The organism is Paratissierella segnis, assembly GCF_014385195.1.
Lineage (GTDB): Bacteria > Bacillota > Clostridia > Tissierellales > Tissierellaceae > Paratissierella > Paratissierella segnis.
This window is the reverse complement of sequence record NZ_JACRTG010000018.1, coordinates 209,156-232,549: the sequence shown is the minus strand read 5'-3', so window position 1 is coordinate 232,549 and position 23,394 is coordinate 209,156. Positions and strand designations below refer to the sequence as shown.

The 23,394-nt window shown below is 34.2% G+C and carries 21 protein-coding genes and 1 pseudogene; 1 reads left to right on the top strand and 21 read right to left on the bottom strand.

The features are described from left to right. Positions 1-11: 11 nt before the first annotated feature. The 9 genes from H8707_RS08360 to H8707_RS08320 all read right to left on the bottom strand — a co-directional run bounded on the left by H8707_RS08360 (position 12) and on the right by H8707_RS08320 (position 9,237). The gene (locus tag H8707_RS08360) at positions 12-878 is read right to left on the bottom strand and encodes a fructoselysine 6-kinase (RefSeq protein WP_262429685.1); all 867 of its coding nucleotides are present in this window, start codon (positions 876-878) and stop codon (positions 12-14) included. Between the two features lie 189 nt (positions 879-1,067). After that, positions 1,068-1,796: a GntR family transcriptional regulator gene (locus H8707_RS08355; protein WP_262429684.1), complete on the bottom strand. Its 729-nt coding sequence runs from the start codon at positions 1,794-1,796 to the stop codon at positions 1,068-1,070. Between the two features lie 34 nt (positions 1,797-1,830). Beyond that, positions 1,831-2,184: a zinc-binding metallopeptidase family protein gene (locus H8707_RS08350; protein WP_262429683.1), complete on the bottom strand. Its 354-nt coding sequence runs from the start codon at positions 2,182-2,184 to the stop codon at positions 1,831-1,833. Positions 2,185-2,190: 6 nt separating this feature from the next. Then, entirely contained in the window at positions 2,191-3,654 is a 1,464-nt protein-coding gene (locus H8707_RS08345; RefSeq protein ID WP_262429682.1) for an amidohydrolase, read from the bottom strand. A 4-nt stretch (positions 3,655-3,658) separates the two neighbouring features. Continuing rightward, positions 3,659-4,657 carry an ABC transporter ATP-binding protein gene (locus H8707_RS08340; RefSeq protein WP_262429681.1) on the bottom strand — a complete coding sequence of 333 codons (999 nt, stop codon included), beginning with the start codon at positions 4,655-4,657 and terminating at the stop codon, positions 3,659-3,661. 5 nt (positions 4,658-4,662) lie between these two features. Next, positions 4,663-5,628, bottom strand: coding sequence for an ABC transporter ATP-binding protein (locus tag H8707_RS08335; protein ID WP_262429680.1), 966 nt, complete (start codon positions 5,626-5,628; stop codon positions 4,663-4,665). A 42-nt stretch (positions 5,629-5,670) separates the two neighbouring features. Continuing rightward, on the bottom strand, positions 5,671-7,311 hold the full coding sequence (locus tag H8707_RS08330) for an ABC transporter substrate-binding protein (protein ID WP_262429679.1): 1,641 nt from the start codon (positions 7,309-7,311) through the stop codon (positions 5,671-5,673). 68 nt (positions 7,312-7,379) lie between these two features. After that, entirely contained in the window at positions 7,380-8,273 is an 894-nt protein-coding gene (opp4C, locus tag H8707_RS08325) for an oligopeptide ABC transporter permease (RefSeq protein ID WP_262429678.1), read from the bottom strand. 10 nt (positions 8,274-8,283) lie between these two features. Continuing rightward, entirely contained in the window at positions 8,284-9,237 is a 954-nt protein-coding gene (locus H8707_RS08320; protein ID WP_262429677.1) for an ABC transporter permease, read from the bottom strand. Between the two features lie 530 nt (positions 9,238-9,767). Between H8707_RS08320 and H8707_RS08315 the strand changes: the two are divergent. Further along, positions 9,768-10,144, top strand: a pseudogene (locus H8707_RS08315) (IS5/IS1182 family transposase); the annotation flags it as partial. Positions 10,145-10,339: 195 nt separating this feature from the next. On the opposite strand, the gene H8707_RS08310 reads toward H8707_RS08315, so the two are convergent. From H8707_RS08310 to H8707_RS08255, 12 genes are all read right to left on the bottom strand, one after another. Then, on the bottom strand, positions 10,340-11,512 hold the full coding sequence (locus tag H8707_RS08310; RefSeq protein ID WP_262429676.1) for a mannitol-1-phosphate 5-dehydrogenase: 1,173 nt from the start codon (positions 11,510-11,512) through the stop codon (positions 10,340-10,342). Next, entirely contained in the window at positions 11,509-11,937 is a 429-nt protein-coding gene (locus H8707_RS08305; RefSeq protein WP_262429675.1) for a PTS sugar transporter subunit IIA, read from the bottom strand. Before H8707_RS08305 ends, H8707_RS08310 begins: the two co-directional genes overlap by 4 nt. A gap of 2 nt (positions 11,938-11,939) precedes the next feature. Next, positions 11,940-14,000 carry a BglG family transcription antiterminator gene (locus tag H8707_RS08300; RefSeq protein ID WP_262429674.1) on the bottom strand — a complete coding sequence of 687 codons (2,061 nt, stop codon included), beginning with the start codon at positions 13,998-14,000 and terminating at the stop codon, positions 11,940-11,942. Positions 14,001-14,157: 157 nt separating this feature from the next. Further along, positions 14,158-15,564, bottom strand: coding sequence for a PTS mannitol transporter subunit IICB (locus H8707_RS08295; protein ID WP_262429673.1), 1,407 nt, complete (start codon positions 15,562-15,564; stop codon positions 14,158-14,160). Between the two features lie 174 nt (positions 15,565-15,738). Next, positions 15,739-17,445, bottom strand: coding sequence for a phosphoenolpyruvate--protein phosphotransferase (gene ptsP, locus H8707_RS08290; RefSeq protein WP_262429672.1), 1,707 nt, complete (start codon positions 17,443-17,445; stop codon positions 15,739-15,741). A gap of 10 nt (positions 17,446-17,455) precedes the next feature. Next, entirely contained in the window at positions 17,456-17,716 is a 261-nt protein-coding gene (locus H8707_RS08285) for an HPr family phosphocarrier protein (RefSeq protein ID WP_262429671.1), read from the bottom strand. Between the two features lie 15 nt (positions 17,717-17,731). Beyond that, positions 17,732-18,298 carry a DUF5317 domain-containing protein gene (locus tag H8707_RS08280; protein ID WP_262429670.1) on the bottom strand — a complete coding sequence of 189 codons (567 nt, stop codon included), beginning with the start codon at positions 18,296-18,298 and terminating at the stop codon, positions 17,732-17,734. A gap of 105 nt (positions 18,299-18,403) precedes the next feature. Further along, a complete protein-coding gene (locus H8707_RS08275; protein ID WP_262429669.1) occupies positions 18,404-18,949 on the bottom strand; it encodes a rubrerythrin family protein in 546 nt (181 codons plus the stop codon). A gap of 153 nt (positions 18,950-19,102) precedes the next feature. Next, on the bottom strand, positions 19,103-19,567 hold the full coding sequence (locus H8707_RS08270) for a chemotaxis protein CheD (protein ID WP_262429668.1): 465 nt from the start codon (positions 19,565-19,567) through the stop codon (positions 19,103-19,105). Positions 19,568-19,571: 4 nt separating this feature from the next. Then, the gene (locus H8707_RS08265) at positions 19,572-20,600 is read right to left on the bottom strand and encodes a protein-glutamate methylesterase/protein-glutamine glutaminase (RefSeq protein ID WP_262429667.1); all 1,029 of its coding nucleotides are present in this window, start codon (positions 20,598-20,600) and stop codon (positions 19,572-19,574) included. Between the two features lie 5 nt (positions 20,601-20,605). Continuing rightward, complete coding sequence (locus H8707_RS08260; protein WP_262429666.1) at positions 20,606-21,421, bottom strand: CheR family methyltransferase; 816 nt, start codon at positions 21,419-21,421, stop codon at positions 20,606-20,608. Positions 21,422-21,535: 114 nt separating this feature from the next. Next, a complete protein-coding gene (locus H8707_RS08255) occupies positions 21,536-23,353 on the bottom strand; it encodes a methyl-accepting chemotaxis protein (RefSeq protein ID WP_262429665.1) in 1,818 nt (605 codons plus the stop codon). Positions 23,354-23,394: the final 41 nt, after the last annotated feature.

The window sequence follows — 23,394 nt, the reverse complement described above, 5'->3', positions numbered from 1 at the left end:
ATCATCTTTAATCATGATATATTTGTTCCATGACCAAATGCCCCAAATACCATACAAGTTTGTGAGGCTATTTTATTAGCTTTATCTAAGCAAATATAAACTAATCCTTCATATTTATTTTTATCCATTTCCTTCCCTAAATCTTTTCCAATATCAAGTATAAATGAAGTTAGAAAAGTAGTAGCAAAAGAATCACCTGCTCCTAAAGTATCGATCGCATTAACTTTTTTAGGTTTAGACTCAAAAAACATATTGCCATCATATATGATAGCACCTTCATTGCCCCTTGTTGCAACTACAATTTCTGTTCCAAAATTATGTGCAATAAATAGTTGATTTTTTATTTCTTCTTCATTTAGATTAGGACAAGACATAAATGCAAAATTAACATGTTTACAAATATCCTTTGTTCTTTGATCATCCCTCCATGAGGTAGAGAAATCATATGATAAAGTGGAGCCTAAGGATGCCAATGTTTCTAATTGGGAGTCTATGTAGCTATTGTTACTTGTATGAATAACTTGAAAATTCTTTAAATACTCAAGATCTTCTGTTGAAAATTCCAATGGATTTAATCTTAAAACTCCGCCTTTGTTACTTTTGACGAAAACCCTTTCGCCTTGAACTAAATCGACCACTGCATAACCATTTTCGCCTTCAAAATGTCTACAATGAGAAATATCAACGCCTATTTTATCTAATGTAGTTATTATATGTTCTCCCACTTTGTCATTGCCAAAGACACCCATATATGCAGAATTTATGCCCAGCATTTTACTGAACACCGCAAAATTTAAAGCTTGTCCACCTGGATACATCTTATTTAAGTGTATATATTTATCGCATACATTATCGCCTATTCCTATTACGCTTATCATAAACTCCTCCTTCGCTCCAACTATAAAACTTATAACTGCTTATATAATATTATATAAGCAGTATTAGGTTTTTTCAAGTATAAGTTAATATTTAATTGATTAATAAACACCTATATAATCTTTATTTTAAAAATAAAATTTATTAAAAAATCTTTTATCATTACCTCAATATCAAAATTAATATATTGTCTATACTCCTGTAGCTTCATACACATATAAAGAAAAACGCTCCCCATTAATAATTTGTGTTCCTGCGTATATAGGTTCATTGTCTCGCGTATAAGCTACACTTTTTATATATAACAATGAGTCACCTTTTCTAATGTTTAAAATCTCAGCTTCTTCAGCAGTAGCACGACATATCTCTATTCTTTTTTCAGAAATTGCTACTTCTGTTTTATTCTTATCTTTAATAAATTCAAATAGAGAATTATTGTCGAATTTCTCACCCAATAAAAATGCGTATTCAAGAGGAAAATAGTTCTTTTCTATTACTACGGGATCCCCATCAGCATATCTAACACGTGAAATATAAACAACATGGTCGTTCCTTTCTATTCTTAATTGTTTTGCAATCTTTTCATTTGAAATAACTAATTTATTTTCAAGCATTTTACCGCCAGGTCGTACTCCCATTCTAAAACACATTTCAGTAAAACTTTGAAGTTTCCTAATATCCTTAGTCAGTTTTGGTTTGGTTACAAACGTTCCTTTCCCTTGCTGTCGTTCCACTAATCCTTTATCTATCAACTCTCCTATTGCATTTCTGACTGTTACAATGCTAACATCATATTCCCTAGCCATTTCAACTTCTGTAAGTAATCTTTCTCCGGGAACTAAATTTCCCTTTCTAATATTATCCTCCAATAAATTCATCAATTGAATATAAAGAGGAGTAACCCCTTCTCTATCTAGCATAATACCCCTCCATTTGTAAAATTTTATACTAACATCATTTAGTAACCTTTTTCACCTTACAACCTGTAATCAATGCTGCGCCTTGAGCAGTTTTATAAATCTTGTCAATAGTATCTTTTACGATCTCCTCTGTATTTCCATAAATCATAAATCTTATTCTAGTAATTTTAGGAACACTAATCATATCGCTATCCCCTGTAGATAATATTTGTGTTTTATAACTGGCTGAATGACGCAGCCTTTTTTTATTGAATTCTAATCCAATATTAAACATTTCCAATGCTTCCAGCGCATTTCCACTAATTGTGGCAGACTTTCCTGTCTGTCGTTCGGCTAAGCCATCATCATCCACACCTAAAAATGTAATCTCCATATCATAATTTCCCATATTTTATCACCTCATTTCATTTTCAACTATTTTTTTCGAATTTAATGGTATATAAACCTTTCCTGGTCGTTTCGTTTCAAATTCATTTCTAACTGCTCTAAGAGCTTTAGGATTTTCAAACAATTCTATACCCGTTAATGCCATTACTTTGGAAGCCACCAGCATTCCTTTCATACAAATATCACTACGACCCTGTGCTACCTCTTGCCATGAATGTCCTAATGTATCTTTCGCATAACATGCTACAACGCATTGCGTAGTTGGTGTAGTCCAGCTAACATCACAAATATCAGTAGACCCAGGCTTATGAACATTGATTTCTCTAAATGGGTAAAGTAAATTATTGTAAGGCTTTCCTTTTACTTGTTCAATAATTGGTTCTGCTTGTTCTTCATATAAAAGACGCATTAGATCAAATGTTGCTTGTTCACCATCTTTAAGCAATAATGCCGTATGCATTTTTTCCGCGTAATTCCAATCTTGTTCTGTCATAGGAACAGTTCCTACTTTTTCAAACTTTTCATGCATTATACGTTCTAGAGAACGGTTTGAAAGCATTTCACTGTATCCAGTCTTATACTCAGCAATTAATTCACAATCAGTCATAACAGCAGCACCTTTAGCTACATTATGCAATAATTCCATTGCTTTTTGTATCTGTTTATTTGTATGAGCTCGATATGAATAAATTATTTTTGATTCTGTTGGTAGCTCATCTATTTTCTCATCACCGGTTTTCAAAATTGATGAACGTACGATAAAACAAGGATCTAAATGAGTTCTGAGAATTTGAGCACCCATTATAAAAAGTTGCAACGCATCTAGTGAATTAGCGCCATAATCAGTTAGTATATTACTATCACTTGACTCTTTTACATAAGGTTTTCTTCCTTTAAAGGTGTATTCAACTTTTTGCTGTGCATGAAAATTAATAGACCATATACCATTGTCATCAGTTGGATGCCAGCTAATAGCAGCAGCACAATCGTCAAAAGCTCCTGCATTATTCATCAAAACCTTTCCACCACCACCTTCTTCAGCTGGGCAACCGTAGAATCGGACGGTTCCTTCCATATTATTAAGTTCAAGATAATCCTTGTTAGCTATTGCAGCAGCCATAGCTGCTGTTCCTAATATATGGTGACCACAACCATGCCCATATCCATCTTTTTTAATAGGTTTTCTTTCAGTAGTATTCGCTGCTTGACTAATCCCCGGTAAAGCATCATATTCCCCCATATAACCAATTATAGGTTCTCCCTTACCCCATTCTGCAATAAATGCAGTAGGTAATTCAGCTACACCAAATATAATTTTAAAACCTTCTTCTTCCAAAATTTTAGCAAGTCGTTTTGAAGATTTAAATTCTTCAAAAATCGGTTCTGCATAATCCCAGATATCTAGACTAGCATCTATATATTTTTGTCTTTTTTCTTCTATAAGTTTTAAGATATCATCCTGTGTTTTCAACACTTTATCTCTCCTTTCTGATCCTATCTACTTTATGACAAGCAGCATAGTGATTGTTTCCGTAATTTACTAATTCTGGTTGATTTTTTTCACAAATTTTAGATGCATATAAACAACGTGTATGAAAATAACAACCACTTGGGGGATTAGCCGGACTTGGTACATCCCCCTTTAAAATAATTCTATCTTTTTTATATTCAGGGTCTGGAATTGGAATAGCTGACATCAAAGCCTCAGTATATGGGTGAAATGGAATATTATATATTTCATTTTTATCCGCAATTTCTACTAAGCGTCCCAAATACATAACAGCAACCCTATCACTGATATGTTTTACCACACTTAGATCATGTGAAATAAATAAAAAAGTAAGCCCCATTTTTTCTTTCAAATCATTCATTAAATTAAGTACTTGAGAACGAACAGAAACATCAAGTGCTGAAACCGGTTCATCACAGATAACCAATTCTGGATTCAATGCCAATGCTCTAGCTATCCCTATTCTTTGTCTTTGTCCACCGGAAAACTGATGGGGATATCTGCCAATGGCTTGTTCATTTAATCCTACCATTTTTAGTAATTCTATAACCTTTTCATTTCTTTCATTTTGTGCCCCTTTTTTATGAACTTTTAACGGTTCTTCAACTATATCTCCTACCGTCATTCTTGGATTTAGTGATGCGAATGGATCTTGAAATATAATTTGTAATTTCTCCCTCTGCTTTCTCATCTCATCTTTATTTAATGATAATATGTCTACACCATCCATAATAACTTGACCTTCCAGAGGTTCAATAAGCCGTATAATACTTCGACCTAATGTAGATTTACCACATCCGGATTCACCTACCAAGCCCAAAGTTTCGCCACATTTAATATTAAGGCTGATGCCATCTACAGCCTTGACATATCCCACAGTCTTCTTGAACAATCCTTTAGTAATGGGAAAATATTTTTTTAATCCTTTGACTTCTAATAAAACCCTCTCTTCCAATTCTATCATCCTCTCTACCCTTTATACAACCAGCATCTGACCTTGTGCTCTTGTAATTCAAATAATTCAGGCTGCTTTTCTTGACATATGCTCATAGCTTTTCCGCATCTTGGCCAAAATCTGCATCCTTTAGGCATCTCTCCTATATCTGGCACAACCCCATCTATCACATGTAGTTTATTTACATTTTGATCTAATCTAGGTATAGAGTGTAACAATCCTGACGTATATGGATGCATTGGCATAGAAAATATTTCTTTAACAGAACCATATTCGATTACCCTGCCAGCATACATAACCAGTACATTTTGTGCCATATCTGCAACTACCCCTAAGTCATGGGTAATAAGAATTATTGATGTATTAAACTGTTTTCGTAATTTTTTTAATTCCAACAAAATCTGTGCTTGAATCGTAACATCCAAAGCAGTAGTTGGCTCATCTGCAATCAATAATTCTGGTTGACATGATAGAGCCATTGAAATCATAACACGTTGTCGCATACCACCACTAAGTTGATGTGGAAACTCATTCATTCTTTGCTCCGGTGATGGAATACCGACTGTTTTCAACATATCAATTGCCTTTAATTTAGCTTCTTTTTTATTTACATTCTGATGTAATAAAATTGCTTCTGTAATCTGTTTGCCAACAGTGTAAACAGGATTTAAGGAAGTCATCGGTTCCTGAAAAATCATAGAAATTTTATTGCCCCTGATATTTCTCATCTCATGTTTATTCAATTTTAACAAATCTCTACCTTCATAAAAAATCTCACCTTTAGTAATATAAACAGGAGGAGAGGTAATTAAACGCAGGATAGAATGTGCTGTCAAACTTTTACCACATCCTGATTCTCCAACTATACTTAATATCTCACCACGATCAATTGCAAAACTTACATCTTCAACTGCATTATTGTATCCTTGCTTTGTTTTTATACTTGTTGTTAATCCTTTTACTTCTAATAACGGTTCCATAATCCCCCTCCTCATGTAAATTTATGCTTTAAATATTTATAACTATTCTGTAAATGTCCATTCATGAGCTTTAAAATTTAGATGTATAAAATCGTCTGCAGGTATATTTTGGATTGTATCCTTATAAACAGGAGCTGCATTATCATGATATAGCCATATATAGGTAGGTTCATCATATAACAATTGTTGATATTCTTTATAAATTTCCATTTTTTCTTCCGTAGTAAGTGCATTTCTTCCTCTTTGAGCTAATTCATAGTATCTTGAATCAGTAAAATTACAGAAATTCTGTGCACCATTAGGTTGCATTAAAACACGTGAATCATCTGGATCAAGGGAACCTGCACCACCTAAAATAGATAAATCACTCTGTCCTTCTCTAGCCATTACAATTAAAGTTGGCCAGTCAACCATCTGTATTTTTACCTTTACACCTATGTCTGCTAAATTCTGCTGTATAATTAATGTTGCTGCTTCTCTTGCAACATTAGTGTTGTAACTAACAAATGTAATTTCTCTATCAAAATCCCATCCCGCTTCTTCCAGTAATTTTTTAGCTTCATTGGGATTATATGGGTCAACCGCTATATCCTTATTAAAATATGGATTATCAGGATTTAATGGACTTACGGCAAGAATACCGTTTCCATAAAGGCCCTGGTTAATAATTTCACTACGATTTATTGCCATACTAAATGCTTTTCGTACACGCACATCTTTAAAATATTCTTTTTCACAATTTATTGTCATATAAGTGTATTTCATGGAAGGTCGGGATTCTGCAACAATCCCAGGTGTTGATTCCAATAAAGACAAATCTGATAATGGAACATCATCAATTACGCAATCCAATTCTCCACTCATCAATGCAGCTGAATAATTCGCTGTAGACATTGGTTTAAATACTACTCGTTCTACATTAGGAGTACCTAAAAAGTAATCTTTGTTCGCTAGGACTGTTATACTTTCTCCAGAAATCATATTATCAAAAATAAATGCACCCGTTCCTATTGGATGTTGCCAATACTCACTTTTTTCCATTTCCGACATAGGAACATCCTTCAAAATATGATATGGTATTGGATAATATCTTTGCGCATCAATACTTAAAAATGTAGATTCTGCCATTGGATTTTTAAAATGATATTCTAATGTGTGGTCATCAACTGCAACCACTCCTAATTTTTCAAAATCATTACATACGCCGGAATCATCCGTACCATCCAATGCAGAAAAATAACTTCTTCTAGTAACAGTAGATTCTGGTGCAGTTCCTACATGAGCAGCAAATACCATGTCTTGTGCTGTAAAAGGTTCACCATCATGCCATTTAACATTAGGATTTAAGTGAAATTTAATTATTTTTCCATCATCTGAAGATTCCCAACTATCTGCCAGCCTTGGCGAAAATGAACCATCAAAACTTGTATATACAAGGCGATCATAAATAAAATCAAAAACTTTATCACCAGATGTAGATGTTGCATTATAAGGGTGATAACTATTCGGTTCATTGTCTATACCAATTGTTATTACATCCTTATGTACTTCATTTCCTTGAGGTATAGAATCAGTTGAAGTATTTGACTCTGGTAATTCTTCTTTCTTACCACATGCACTAAGACTACCAACGATTAATAAAACTAAGAGCAAGCAAATTGAACTTTTTTTCAACTTTTTCATATTAAACCATCCTTTTCCTTTTAGTTTATTTATTAAATCGGTTTCTAACCGTTTAATTACAAAAAACATTATATTTTCATTCTAGGATCTAAAGCATCTCTTAATCCATCTCCTATAAAATTAACGCAACAGATTGTTATAACAAGCATTAATCCCGGTGGGATCCATGCCCATTGTTTAGTAGTCAAAACTGTCAGTGATTGTGCACCGTATAACATATTACCCCAAGAAGCCTGTGGTGGTTGAACACCCATCCCTAAGAAGCTCAAACTTGATTCTTGTAAGATTGCTCCAGCTACTCGAAATGTTGCAGCTACAATGATTGGCGCTACTGAATTCGGCAATATATATTTTAAAATTATTTCTGAATCTTTAACGCCGATTGCCTTCGCAGATTCTACGTACTCCTTTTCACGAACGGATAGTACATTACCCCTTATCAATCTTGCAAATTCAGGCCAGCCCATGATGCCAATAATTACTATAATTGACCACATGGACGGACCTATAATTGAAACTAACACTAGGATCAATATAATAGATGGAAAAGAAATAAAAATATCAGCAATTCTCATGATAATAGCATCAATGGTTTTTCCATAATAACCAGCAACAATACCAAGTGGAATACCAATAAGAACGCTTATACCTGTTGAAAGAAGTCCTACCAATAAGGACACCCTACCGCCGTAAATTAATCTAGAAAAATTATCACGTCCTGCATTATCTACTCCTAACACCAATCCTTTTGTAGGCCCAGAATATGGTAATTCTCTCCCAATGGTATACGGATCCAATTTCATAGTCATTGGTAGAAAAGTAACTATCAATATTAATAATGTCAGAATAATTAACCCGATAATCGCTAGTTTGTGATTAACAAATCTTTTTGCAACATCTCGAAAATATGACTGCTTTTTAGATGAACTATAAATGTTATCGTTTTTATTATTTACCATCATAGTTACCCTCCTAATTGTATGTAATACGTGGGTCCAAATACGCATATAGAATATCTACTAATAGATTTGTTGCCAGGACAACAATTGCTACTATAACAGAAATTCCCATAATAATTGGATAATCTCTTGATGTGATTGAATTAATCATTAAAGTCCCCAAACCAGGCCACCCAAAAACTCTCTCTACAACAACTGAACCACCAATCATAAACGGAAATGAACCACTAAAAATTGTTATAATAGGAATAAGCGTGTTTCTAAATGCATGAATGATAATTACTCCCCATTCTTTCACGCCTTTAGCTCTAGCTGTTTTAACATAATCTTCAGTAAGTACTTCTAACATATTGCTTCTGACATGTCTCATAACTTTACCTATTTCCGGTATAGCTATTGCAAATGTTGGTAAAACTAAATGTTTAATTAATACTAATAAATCAGTAGCTCCACTTGCATCGTACATTCCACCAAAAGGGAGTATTTTTAACTTAACTGAAAAAATATAAATCAACATCATTCCTAAAAAAAATCCTGGTACCCCAGACATGATGAATGCCAATGTTGACATAATATAATCAAGTATAGAATATGGTTTTAACGAAGAAATAATCCCTAAAGGAATTCCAATAATATAGGATAAAACAATTGCTGAAACTGTTAGTACCAATGTTGCTGCTATTCTTTCAGTTACAACATCAACAACTGGTCTATAGGACGTATATGAATATCCCATATTTCCATGTAACAATTCATTTAGCCACTTAAAATATTGAATGTATACAGGCTTATCCAACCCTAGTTCAGCTGAACGTCTTACTACCTCTTCCTTAGTCATTCCAGGATCTGCTAATAAAGCATCCAATGGTGAGCCTGGAGCTAAAGTTGACATGAAATAGACTAGCATTGTAATACCAAAGAATGTTATTATAGCTAATGCTGTTCTCCTAATAATATAATTAGACAATCACACACACCTCGTATTCCATAAATTTTTATTATTTTTGGTACCTTAACTACTTTCATTATCATTATATAACCTTATAATATGAATTTTATTATAATTATCTGAGATTTAACATCATGAAATCATTTACACATTGCTTTGATGCTACTCATATTATAATGTTATAATATGAATATACTTAAAAAATAAAAACTAGTTGCTAGTTTTATAAACAAACTGTTGAACTCCTAAACTCACGAGCTTATGAACTTAATTTTGTAGAATTATATAATTGTAAATGAATGCGCTTTCACTTTATATTAAATACACGGTTTAAATTCCCATAAGAAATTCAATAAATCTATATTATCAATATTTGGATTCTATGTCAATACCTTTTCTATTTTAGTGTGATTATATTTTTTCATATAAATTAATAAAACCTCATAAAAAATAAAGCAATCCCTATGTCAAAGGCATTTATAAAACCACTTTGATATTAAAATTTAATTGTGTATCTTATTCATAAGGAGGAAATATAGCAAGAATCCATGTCTTTTAAATATTTGCTTAATATGGCGTCAGGGGAAGACGTTATCAATTCAAGTTCTTTAACAAAGTTTAAAAAGCAAAGAAAAGACTGTAGAAATAGCATTAGAAAAAGGTATAATAAAGAGCAAATCAATCATTGTGGATTCCACTCATACTCAAAGCAAGGTAAAACCAAAAATCACAAAGAGAGATTCTTACTGAAATAGATGAATCAATAAAAAAGGATTTTCCTGTGAAAGTAAATAGTGGTATTCTAGAAGATGAAATTGAATACTGTGAAAAACAAATATCTGTTGTAGAGAACAATGAAATAATATCTAAATACCCTAAGGCAAGAGAGAAACTAAATTTACTGAAGGAAATAATAGAAGATGATTCGAATTAATATGATATATTCCAAAAACCGAACTAGTGAAGAAAAATATCACTAGTTCGATTTAATTTTTATTACTTAGATTATAAGTCTAGAAAACAATCTAATATTTTTCAGTGGTCTCATAAAAAAGCGGTTATTTTTTACTGTCCATTTTATAGGTTCTATTTTAAAAATTACATGAGGTTTTATTATTAATTACATTCGTATGTTAGATGGGGATTTTTCTAAATTATAGTAGCTTTCTTCGACCAGTTCTGTCAATATTGAGTCTTCTTCTAATCCGGAGTATTTCTTCAAAGTCTTTGATATATTGTTTTCTTTAAGGTAATCATTGAGTTCTATGCTTTCTTTATCCTCCGGATTTATATATTTTAATATATATGATATTGCTTTTGCTAAATTATATGGTATTTTTCCCATTTTAATCAATTGTTGTGCTGGATATATAAATCTTTCATTTGCTGATATCTTTCTTATTGGTGCCCTTGCTACTCTTATTATGTCATCTGATATATGAGGATTTTTAAATCTATTTATTATGGTATCTACATATTTTCTTTGTTCTTCTTCTCCAAATTTAAAACTCTCTATTAAATATTCTGATGTTTCTTTTAAAACTCCTAGTACCATTTCTTCTATCTTTTCATCATCCATTGCTTCTATTATTGTTTTGTATCCAAATGCGTTTCCTATATATGCTGTGGTTGCATGTCCTGTATTTACTGTAAATAGCTTCCTTTCTATATAGGGCTTTAAGTCCTTTTTATACTCCACCCCTTTTATAGGTTTAAAATTTCCTCTAAATTTATCGGCTTCTACTACCCATTCATGATATGGCTCTACTGTTACATCAAGTATATTCTCATTCTTTTGAATAGGTACAATTCTATCTACTGCTGAATTCGGAAAGCCTATATATTTTTCTGCTTTTACCTTTTCTTCCTCGTCTAAATGCAAATATAGATTTTTCTTTAAAGTATCTGTGGCACCTATTGCATTTTCACATGCCATTATGTTGAAAAATTCTATATTTTCTTTACTAAGTCTTTCTTTAATTCCATCTGATATGGTTTTGGCTATTATGGGCAAAATATTTGGTCCAACTGATGTTGTAATTAAGTCAGCTATCCGAATAGCTTCTTTTAATCTTTCCATATCTTTTAAATTGTGAATACCAATTACATCCGATATTCTAATGGATTTTTCATCGTTACTTGCAAAATATACATTATATTCTCTTTTAAGATTTATTTCATCGATTATCTTATCGCTTATGTCTGCAAATATTAGATCATAGCAATTAACTTTTAGAATCTGCCCTATAAATCCCCTTCCTATATTACCCGCTCCGAAGATCAATGCTTTCATAAATCCATCGCTCCAAACAATTTCAATATTTCCTGTTTTGTTTTTGCGTTAACGATTTTATCTACATTTTCCATATCGGAACAAATAACAGCGATATTTGAAAGCAACCCTAAGTGGGTATTGCCCTTACCTGCAATACCTATTACTACTTTCGCTACATCATCGCCGAAGCTTACTCCTTCAGGTATTTGAACGATACTAATTCCCGATTTAAGAATTTCATTTTGAGACCCGCTTGTGCCATGAGGAATAGCTATATTGTTGCCTATATAAGTTGTACTTATATTTTCTCTTTCTAACATTTTTTCTATATAAGCTTCTTTGACATAATTGCCACTTACTAATAGTTCCCCTACTTTTTTAATTGCTTCATCTTTACTGTTAAAATGTTGATTCAATAAAATGTTTCCTTCTCGCAGCAACATAACTACCCCCTTATATTGTTTAATAACTCAATGTATGTTAAATTCAATATATTCTCTAACAATTTATCTATTTCATCCTTAGAAGAATTTGAAAAGGTATTGATATTTCCGGACTCCAAAAGGCTTATGCTAATGCTGCTTATGATATCCAGTTGATATTTGTTTAAATTTTCTTCAGTTATTAGGAACAAAAACGTTTTCACATTCTGCAAATTTGAATCCATACCTTTTACTTGAATCTCTTTATCATTTCTATAGATTTTAAATACTGTTTGATATATATTGTCACTCCTACAGTGAAGAAGCACTAAATCTGAATCCGGGATTCCGCTTCCAATATTGCTTTCTTTTTCCAATATTAAGCTTTTGATCTGTCCTTCATTGCAAATTGAATTTTCTTTTAGATCCTCCTCTATAATATCCAACACACCTTCCAATGTATCAGTTGATATCTTTTTTAGTTCAAATCCCTTTAATATTTGATTTATAGTTGAATTCATCGAATCAATAAAATCAACTTTTTCTAACAAATTTGTAGATTCTTCATTGGTAATCTTAATATTTTCTTTAGTCACATTAATGAGCTTATTATTTATAACATTTTCAATGCTGATTATATCTTCAGCTCCAAGCATTGGATTTACAAGAATATAATCAAAATTGGCATTATATATCCCTACGGTAGAAATTATAATATCAAAATTATCTACGTCTTGCTTGGATAATTCTTTTATTGAACTCTCTTCAATTATTGAAAGCTGAGGAAAATTATCCAATAATCTTTTAGATAACATTCTGGATGCCCCAATTCCATTTGTGCAAACAACCAATGTTGATATCTTAGGCATTTGTTTCAATGTTGGAATTGCCGAGGCAAAGTGTATAGTCAAAAATCCAATCTCATCTTCGCTAAAGTTCAGATTGGGAAATTTGTATTTTAATATGCCTTCCAATACATTAAATAATATAAAATAGTCTTTTTTTATTTCATCCTTTATAGGGTTATATACAAAAATTCCATTTTTAACTCTGTTGAATAAGGGTTCTAAATGAGATATAAGTCCGTCCATAAACCTTTTATCCTGTTTAAATTGGTACCCGGTATGTTTAGAAATAAGATCAATTAGCTCCATTGCAAGTAAATTTATATCCAATTTTTCATTTATGTCAAATTGTCCAATTCTCTTGGAGCCCTTAAGATATTCGGCAAAAAAACTTACTTCTCCCTTAGGAATATCCATAGATATTAATTGGGATATATAATTGTGGATAATAAATGAAGTTTTGTATTCAGGATAAAGTGCAGAATCTTTTGTTGGTTCTTGTTTTATATAATTATTCATCTGTATTCTTTTTACCGAAAGAGATAGGTACAGTAATATTTCCAATTTTGAGTAATCGGTAAGTACAAATGGTAAATTTGGCAATGCTTTCTCCAAAATTCTTTCTATTGTTAAAATCAATTTACTATCCATAATCTCCAATACTTTGTCATTTTCATTAAAGAATACAAATTCATCATCTTTCAAGGAATAGAGAGAGCTTTTCTCGATTCTGGTCATCAGCAAATTGATAAATGATAACCGCTTATCCCTTTCCCTCCCAACTAGTTCAATACCATAGCCTCGCTTTCTGATTAGTTTGATTGGTAATTGTAAAATTTTCTCTTCAAAAAAAGTCAAATCTTGAATTATAGTAGTGTTTGATATGGACAATTCCTTAGAAAGATTGTTTACTTTAAGTGGATATTTACTGGTCATCAATCTATAAAATATGATGATAACCCGTTCCTCTTGATTTAATTCATAATTATGCACATTATTTAATAAGCTCTTGAATCTTTCAACATCTTTGTCACTGCCATTTATTCTTATCCCCTTACCGGTAGCTCTCTCTAAATCTAAGCCAAATTTTTTTAATGTTAATTCAACATTTTTTAATTCTCTCTGAATAGTTTTTATACTGACTCCCAATACCTTTGATATATCCTTAATAGGCATAAAGAGGTGCTGGGAACGTAACAGTATTTCCAATATAGATTTTTCCCTGTTGGTTAAATACATTTCACAGCACCCCTTTATTCAATTCACAATTCACAATCGACCCTTGGGTCGTCCTGCCGTGTACCCTTTGTAGTCTAAGGGTGAGACGGACAGTATAAGCACTGCTTTCGAAGGGTCTCCACTTTTTGGGTCATCTTTCGGGTCTTTATAAAAGAATCTAATTCTTAGTCAGCTTTTCAACTATCTCATCATAAACCGGACTTCCAAGGAAATTATCAACTGATAAATGGATAGCATTATTATTCTTTGCCCTTGCCCTTTGAGTCAGATCCTTATGGGTGATAATAATATCTGCATCATCCGGAATATCGTTTATTGATTTATTAATGACTTCAACATCCAAACCTGCTTCAGTAATCTTTTTCCTTAATAATGAAGCTCCCATAGCACTTGAGCCCATTCCAGCATCACATGCAAATATTATCTTTTTAACATTTTTATATGATTTCTCTTCATCCCTCAATGTATGAGAAACTGAACTCTTCTTGCCCTTCATTTCTTCCATTTTATTAACAGCAGTTGAAATATCATCATTAGGCTCTTTAGCTACCTTTAAGATTGCTGATGCAACCAAGAAAGATACAATAGTTGACACTAGAACTCCCAGCAATACTCCTATATATCCTCCCCTTGGAGTCATAGCCAAATATGCAAATATACTCCCCGGTGATGGAGTAGCAACAAGCCCTGACTTAAAGATACTAAATATCAATGTACCTGAAGCTCCACCAGCCATTGCTGCAAGTATTAATGAAGGTTTCATCAAAATATATGGGAAGTAAATTTCATGAATTCCACCTAAAAAATGAATAATAGCTGAACCGTAAGCAGTATTTTTTGATGTTCCTTTCCCAAACAACATATAGGCAAGCAATATTCCAAGACCAGGTCCCGGATTTGTCTCCAGCATGAATAAAATCGATTTCCCAGCCTCGGCAACTTGCTCTATACCCAATGGTCCCAGTATTCCATGATTAATTGCATTGTTTAAAAACAGCACTTTTGCAGGCTCTATAAATATATGAGCTAATGGTAATATACCCATGTTTATGATAGCTCCAACTCCAGCTGCTAATACATTATTCAATGCCAGGACCAATGGACCTATTATTACATAGGAAATAAGTGCAAGTACAGCTGCTAAAATTCCTGCTGAAAAGTTGTTTACAAGCATTTCAAACCCGGATTTTATCTTACCCTCTAATACTTTATCAATCTTTTTCATCAAAAATCCGCCTAGTGGGCCTACAAGCATGGCACCCAGAAACATAGGAACTGATGCTCCTACGATAACACCCATAGTCGCTGTAGCGCCAACAACCCCTCCTCTATCGCCGTGTACTATTTTTCCTCCTGTGTACGCAATCAATAGCGGAAGTAAATAACCTATCATTGGATCAACCAACGAACCAAATTTTTCATTTGGTATCCAGCCAGTGGGTATGAATAAAGCCGTTATAATTCCCCAAGCAATAAAAGCACCGATGTTTGGCATAACCATACCGCTAAGATTAGAGCCGAATTTTTGAACTTTTGCCTTAAAACCACCTTCTGCCCTTTCCATCATAAAACCCCCTTATATATTTAATATTTCTCTCAATATAATCTTATTCTAAGGTCAAGTATTAAACAACTAAATTAAATTACATAATTGTCCTCTTTGTTAAGACATATTAGTAATAAAGGGTTAAAAAAGGAGATTCCTTAATATAAGAATCTCCTCTTTCTCTTTTAATAATTATTTTATAATATTTTCATCTATATACTTTTCTACATCTTCTGCTGTTGGTAAACTTAACAATGTGTCGAGATGTTTTTGAACTTCTTCTTTCGAATAGTTCTGTAAATCATATCTGGCTCTTAACATAGATGATGCGCTCATGCTGAACTCATCAAGTCCCATTGCTAACAGCACAGGCAACAACTTTTTATCTCCGGCTGCTTCACCGCACATTCCAACCCATATGCCTTCTTTATGACCGTTTTCTATAGTCATCCTAATAAGATTCAATACTGCCGGATGGTATTGGTTGTATAGATATGCAATATCTTGATTACCTCTATCTACTGCCAAAGTATATTGGATTAAATCATTGGTTCCTATACTAAAGAAATCTACTTCCTTTGCAAATATCCTAGAATGTATTGCTGCAGCAGGAATCTCTACCATTATACCTATTTCAATATCTTCATCAAATGGTATATTTTCCTTCCTTAATTCTTCCTTTACTTCCTCAATTATTGCCTTTGCATCTCTAATCTCTTTTATATTGGATATCATCGGGAACATTATTTTGATATTTCCAAAGCTGCTTGCTCTTAATATTGCTCTGAGCTGGGTTCTGAATATGTCTTGTCTGTCAAGACAAAGTCGGATAGCTCTATACCCCAAGAAAGGATTCATTTCCTTTGGTAGACTTAGATAAGGTAATTCTTTGTCTCCGCCTACGTCCAGAGTTCTGATTACCAATGGTCTTGTCCCTAATTTCTGTGCAACAATTTTATATAATTCAAATTGTTCCTCTTCACTGGGTAACCTATCTCTATCCATATAAAGGAACTCAGTCCTGTAAAGTCCAACTCCTTCGCCACCATTTTCAATTACTTTGTCTATATCCTTTGGAGTACCTATATTTCCTGCTATTTCAACTTTATGCCCGTCTTTTGATATTGACTCTCTATCCTTCATAGTAAGTAATTTTTTCCTAAAATCTGCAAGTTCAATAGCTTTTTCTTCATATTTTTTTATTTCATCCGAGGAAGGATTTATAATTATTTCCCCGTTATCACCATTTATAATTATATAGTCCCCATGCTTTAGGGTCTTTGTTGCATCTTTAACTCCTGAAATAGCCGGTATTTCTAAAGTTCTTGCAATAATTGATGTATGGGAGGTTCTTCCTCCTAATTCCGTTACTATACCGACTACCATATCTTTATTCATCTGTGCTGTATCAGAAGGAGTTAAGTCTTCTGCAACTATAATTGATTTCTCATCTATTATAGTGAGATCGGCGGATTTAATCCCCATCAAAACTCTTAATAATCGTTTAGATACATCTTGTAAGTCTACAGCTCTGGCCTTTAAATACTCATCTTCAATATCTTCAAATAATGAGACATAAAAATTTACTACTTCATTCACTGCATATTCAGAGTTTAATTTTTCATTTTCGATTTTGTCTTTTACCCCGGCAATAAATTCCGGATCTTCAAGCATCATGCTATGAGCAATAAAAATTTCTGCTTCCTTTTCACCTATATTTTTTAGACTCAATTCATGAAGTTTGTCTATCTCTTTTTTGGTATCTTTTAAGGCATTTTCAAATCTTTGAATTTCTAAACCCGGATTTTCAATATCTTTTTTTATTATTTTTAATTCAGGTTCTTTAAATAAGAATACTTTTCCAATGCCAATACCTGAAGAAGTACCTATGCCTTTCATTTGAACCCTCCTAGTCTTTTAAATTATTTACTAATTCAACTAACGTTTTAACGGCAGTTTCTTCATCTTCTCCGTTAGCCTGAATTGTTATCTTCTCGCCTTTTGCTGCTCCCATGCTCAATAGCCCCATTATACTTTTAGCGTTATACTCCTTTTCATCCTTAAATAACTTAATTTCAGATTTGAACTTTGATGCTTCCTTCACAAAAATGGATGCTGGCCTTGCGTGTAAACCTGTTTCATTTTGTAATACAACATCTTCTTTTATCATTTAAATTCCTCCCATTTAGTTATTATTTTCTATAGTCATATAATTATATAATAATATAAAGACTCCAATACTTATTAAAATATCACCAATGCTTATAACCTTAGGAAACGGATAAGGTTTTGATAATGGTATTATATCACATAATAATTTCAATTTTGTATCATTATTCATCAAGGAATGGGTCAATATTTGATTATTCTCCAATAGAACAAGCTCCCCATATAATTTTGATTTAAGCAACCCATTTGAGGAAACAGGCATCTTCCCATTATTTAATAATAAAGGTAAAAAGTTTAAAATTGTACCTATAGAAACAATAAAAAGACCTTGTTCCTTATAATTAAATAGTAATCCAATTATTAATAATAAATATATTATAATATGAATAATAAAAAAGTATGTATCTAAAAAAATAGAAATATCGCTTTGTGTTTTAATAATTATTAATAAAGAGATTATATTGATAATGAAACTAAGAAGTATAAACTGCCAGCCTCTAATATATAAAGTACCGATATTTTTGATTTTACCCTTTTTTATTTTTCCTATAAACAAGGATAAAAAAATGGTTTCAAAAATCATGTGCCAGTTTCCCTCCTCTACTCTTAATATGCTTAAAATACATCCATTATAACCTATTTAAAGGAAATTGTTTTCCTAAAAAATAAGACGCCAATTAGCGTCTTATTAATATACTTTAAATATTTCTTTTTTAGCATTACATAAAGGACATCTATCCTCTTCTCCGGTTAATGAAATAAATCCACATACAGGACACATATATATATGCTCTGCTTCTAAATCTTTACCAGCATCTACCAACTCTTTAGCTTTGGTATACAAGTCTGCATGGACTTGTTCCGCTTGGACTGCATATTTCATGGCTTGAATTGCAGCTTTTTCTCCTTGCATTTCAGCTACCGCTATGTATGCAGGGTACATTTGAGTTACTTCATACATTTCTCCGTCAATCCCGCCTTGTAGGTTTTCAGATGTACTTCCTAATCCAAACACACCACCTGAAAGCACTGGAAAATCACCGCTTATGTCTTTTAAAGCTTTGAAATGTAATGTAGCATGTACTTGCTCGGCATCCGATGTTGCCATAAAAAGTCTTGCTACATTTGGGAAACCATCTTTCTCTGCTTTTTGTGACCAAATCCTATACCTCATATGAGCTTGACTTTCACCACCAAAAGCTGATCTTAAGTTGTCTTGTGTCATAGCATTCATTAAAATTCCCCCTTCAGATACATCCATTTTTGGCTTATAAACTCTAATAATCATTATATACTATTATTTTATAAAAGTCTATATAAAGAAACTTGAGTTTAAACCATTGAAGATAGCAGCATTTGTAATCACAATTGTAAGGTAGAACTCAAGCTATATCGATTGGCGAAAAACCTTAACCACTCCGGTTTTCACATTCATTTCGAGACTCCTGCTTTCATTCCCGCGCAAATCGGCTTTTTGAATCGTCAATCCCATGTTTAACAATGAGAGCTTAACAGCATGGATGTTCTTCATACCTACTTTGTATACATCCTGACCGTTTATAGAATCCGCCCCGCCGAACATCTGGATATAGAGTTCTTCTTTGCAGCAACCGTATTTCTGGCAAATAGCATTTATAAGAAGAGGTACACCTGTTACGGCAAAATACCCCGGACGTTCCACGATATCCCTGCTGTGTAGCAATGAAGGAAGTACCACATGAATCATACCTGCCGCCTTTTTCTCCGCACTGTAAACAGTCACCGCCACACATGAGGCCAAGGCAAAGGTCCTAATAATATCATCTTCCTTGTTGGATATAATATATTTTCCCATGCCCACTACAAGTTCCATTTAATCACCTACCTAACAGATTAAACAGCACCTGAGGAATGTTTTTAAGCGCTTCCTGTATTTCTACACCACCCATATCAAATGCAACCCTAGGCATTCCATATACAATTGATGAGGCTTCATCCTGTCCGATGGTTCTGCCACCTTTGCGTCGTATGGCAAGGAGCCCTTTTGCTCCGTCATACCCCATTCCGGTCAGTTGTATTCCAATGGCGCTGCTGCCGGCTTCCTTTGCCACTGAATCAAACAAAACATCCACAGATGGGCAATGCCCGTTAACCTTCTCTCCACGAAAACACTCAACCTGATACCTCCACCCAATTTTTTTAATTCTCATATGTCTATCACCAGGAGCAATCAGCACTGTACCTTGATCCACGAAATCTCCGGTTTCAGCCTCCTTGACACATAATTCGGTTTGATTATCCATCCGCTCCGCAAACATCTTTGAAAATACAGGAGGGATATGCTGCACAATCACAATCCCCGGAATAGTGGGAGGTAGGTATCTGAGTATACTGTAAATCGCTTCGGTCCCACCGGTAGAGGCTCCTATAGCGACAATCCTGTCTGTATCCTGCGCTATATTCCCAGAAACATTTGCAAAAGATTCTTCGTGTTTTTGCAGTGTGGGCTTTGCCCCAGCAGCTGTCTTTATTTTTTGAACAAGATCTTCAGCGAACTCCATGACAGCTTTTGATGACTGGGTACCGGGCTTCACTACAAAGTCTACTGCACCTGCACTCATTGCTTCAAAAACAGTCTTATCAACCGAGCTGACCATGACAACCGGAAAAAAATGCTGAGGCAATAACCAGCGTACAAATTCAATTCCGTTCATTTTAGGCATTTCCACATCACAGGTAAGCACATCGGGAAGAACCTCTATAATTTTATCCCTTGCTTCAAATGGATCGGCGGCAACAGCCACCACCTCAATCTGCGGGTCTGAGGAGAGAATTTTTACAAGCATTTCACGGAACAGTAAGCTGTCATCAACTACCAGAACCCGGATTTTTCTTCGTTTATCCATAAACCCTACTCCTTTCTGTAGACGGCAGGCATTACATACTTGTATTTTGTTCGAGCACGGTTCAGGTTTTCCGATTGTCCGATAAACAGAAAACCTCCGGGCTCGGTAATATCATAGAGGTGCTCAATCAGCTTATCTCTGGTCTCGTTGTCGAAATAAATCATAACATTACGACAGAAAATGACATGCATTTTTCTTTTAAACGGGAATACAGGGTCTATCAGATTGAGCCTGCAGAAAATTACCTCATTCCTGATTTTATCGGACAAAATATATCGTCCATCATCTTGTTCTTTGAAATACTTCCGTATCCAGTTCTCAGGCAGGTCTAATATATTTTCACTGTCATAAATTCCAGCCTTTGCAGAGGCAAGCACCCCTTGGGAGATATCAGTGGCAAGAATTTTCGTATCCCACCCTGTCTTATCCTGCCCAAAGAATTCATCAGTAATCATCGCTAATGTATAAGGTTCTTCCCCTGTAGAACATGCCGCACTCCAGATTCTCAGGTCATGAGATCTTATCGTTTTTTTCAAATATGGTAGCACCATATCTCTGAAATAATAAAAATGTTCAGCTTCTCTCATGAAAAAAGTATGGTTTGTTGTGATTCTATCCAGCATAACGGATAGAGCTTGTCCGGTTTTATCGGCTTTAACATAATCCATATACGCTGTAAAGCTGTCAACATTCATATTTGACAATACCTGACCGAGCCTGCCCTCAATTAAGACCTTTTTTTCGCTTTTGAAGTAAATTCCGTAGTTGGATTTTATATAATCTGCAAATTGTCGGAACTCATTTTCTGTTATAGTTACCATATCTTCATCTTCTCCTATATTTAATAAGATAAAGAAGGTGAGCTATGAGACTCACCTTTAATTCCTGAGTATGTTTATATTTAAAGATAACTTCATATAAATATTTTTTAGATATCAATATTTCCCCAAACTAAATTCGTCTTCAGACAATGGGTTTTCAGATGGCAGTTCTTTTAACAGAGGGATAGTCGAGACCTCATCCTGAGCCTTATCGGATGACAGTTTAAATTTTCTAACCTCCTCGTGTAGCATAGCAGCTTGTGCTGACATTTCTTCGCTAGTAGCAGAGTTTTCTTCAGCGGTAGCTGCATTAGTCTGTACAACAGAGGAAATCTGAGAAAGTCCCAGCTTAATCTGCTCAATAGCACTGTTCTGCTCCCCAATAGACTCTTCAATTATTCCAAAACTTTCGATTACCTCGGTGGCGCTCGTGCTTACATCTTTCAATATCTGCCCTGTTTGACCGGTGATTTCCGTACCCTTTGCCACGGTATCGACGGAATTTTGAATCAGTTCCGCAGTTTGCTTGGCAGCTTCGCCCGATTTTGCAGCAAGGTTTCTAACTTCATCTGCTACAACTGCAAAACCCTTTCCGGCATTTCCTGCACGGGCGGCTTCAATGGCAGCATTTAAAGCTAAGATATTGGTCTGGAAGGCAATTTCTTCAATGACCTTCGTAATATTGGCAATCTGATCGGAAGCTGAACCGATTTCAGTCATAGCTCGTGTAAGTTGTTCCATATGCTCGTTTCCTGCATTTACACCTGCACCAGCCTTCTGTATGGATTTAGACGCAGCTTCGACGATGGATGAATTTTCCATTGCCTTCTGTGCGATTTTTTCAGCAGAGGCAGCAAGCTCCTCTACCGAAGCGGCCTGCTCGGTTGAACCGCTTGCCAATGCCTGTGCTCCACTTGAAACTTGGTCTGAACCTGTAGCTACCTGTTCAGCAGCCACATTGATAGATCTTAACGTTTCGCTAAGAGTATCCCTCATCTTGCGCATTGAAGATAGTATTGGTGAATACCCACCTACATAATATTCAATTGCTTGACTGTCAATCGCAAAGTTGCCATTGGCAAATTCGCTTAAGCCTGATGATAGATCGGTTACAACTGATGTCAATGTATCCGCCATTTGTCGGAAAGACTGGGTTAGAATACCAAGTTCATCATTTGAGGTAACTTCAATATTGATATCAAAATCCCCTTGAGTTAGTTTGTTGGCAGCATCCACTATACGTTTGATTGGTTTTGAAATACCTCGTGAGATAAATAAACCCGTTACCACTGCCAAAATTACACTGGCTACAACACCAACTATCATGACAACATCGGCAGAGGCTGCACGCTCTCCGTTGTTCTTAATCTGTAAAATTGCATAATCCTCGTTATATTTCATCAGGTCGTTAATACTCTTTTCCATGGAATCGCTCAGAGTATACATCCCGCCGCCGTTTTGTAACATTCGATGAGCTTCCACATAGCGTTCCGGAACCATGACAATGCTCTTATATTCTTGGTATCCTACATCAAACGATTCTATGGAATTATCCAGTGCAGCAAGCAACTTCAGTTCCTGATCTACTTCCTCAGGATTGTATTTATCAAGAAATGCTCTATAATTGTCCAAATTTTCGTCTATAGTACCTCTATGAAGCTCCAAAGTTTCACCGACGGCCTGTTTATCCTTTACCTCATCAGCCAAAGCCATTTCAAAAAGGTCAGCTCGTACCTTTTGAAAATAGGTGCTTACTCCTTCCAAGCTTTTAAGCGCTAATACGGAATCCGTATATGCAATACTATACGAGCCGTCAATACGATTAAGATTTATGATACCTATAGCACCAACCACACCGGCAATCACCGCTACAATCAGAAAACCACAAGTGATTTTAGTTCCAATTTTAAAATTTTTAAATTTTTTTCCCATTATTCTTAATCCTCCGATTTTCTATTTTTTTAAAGCTGATT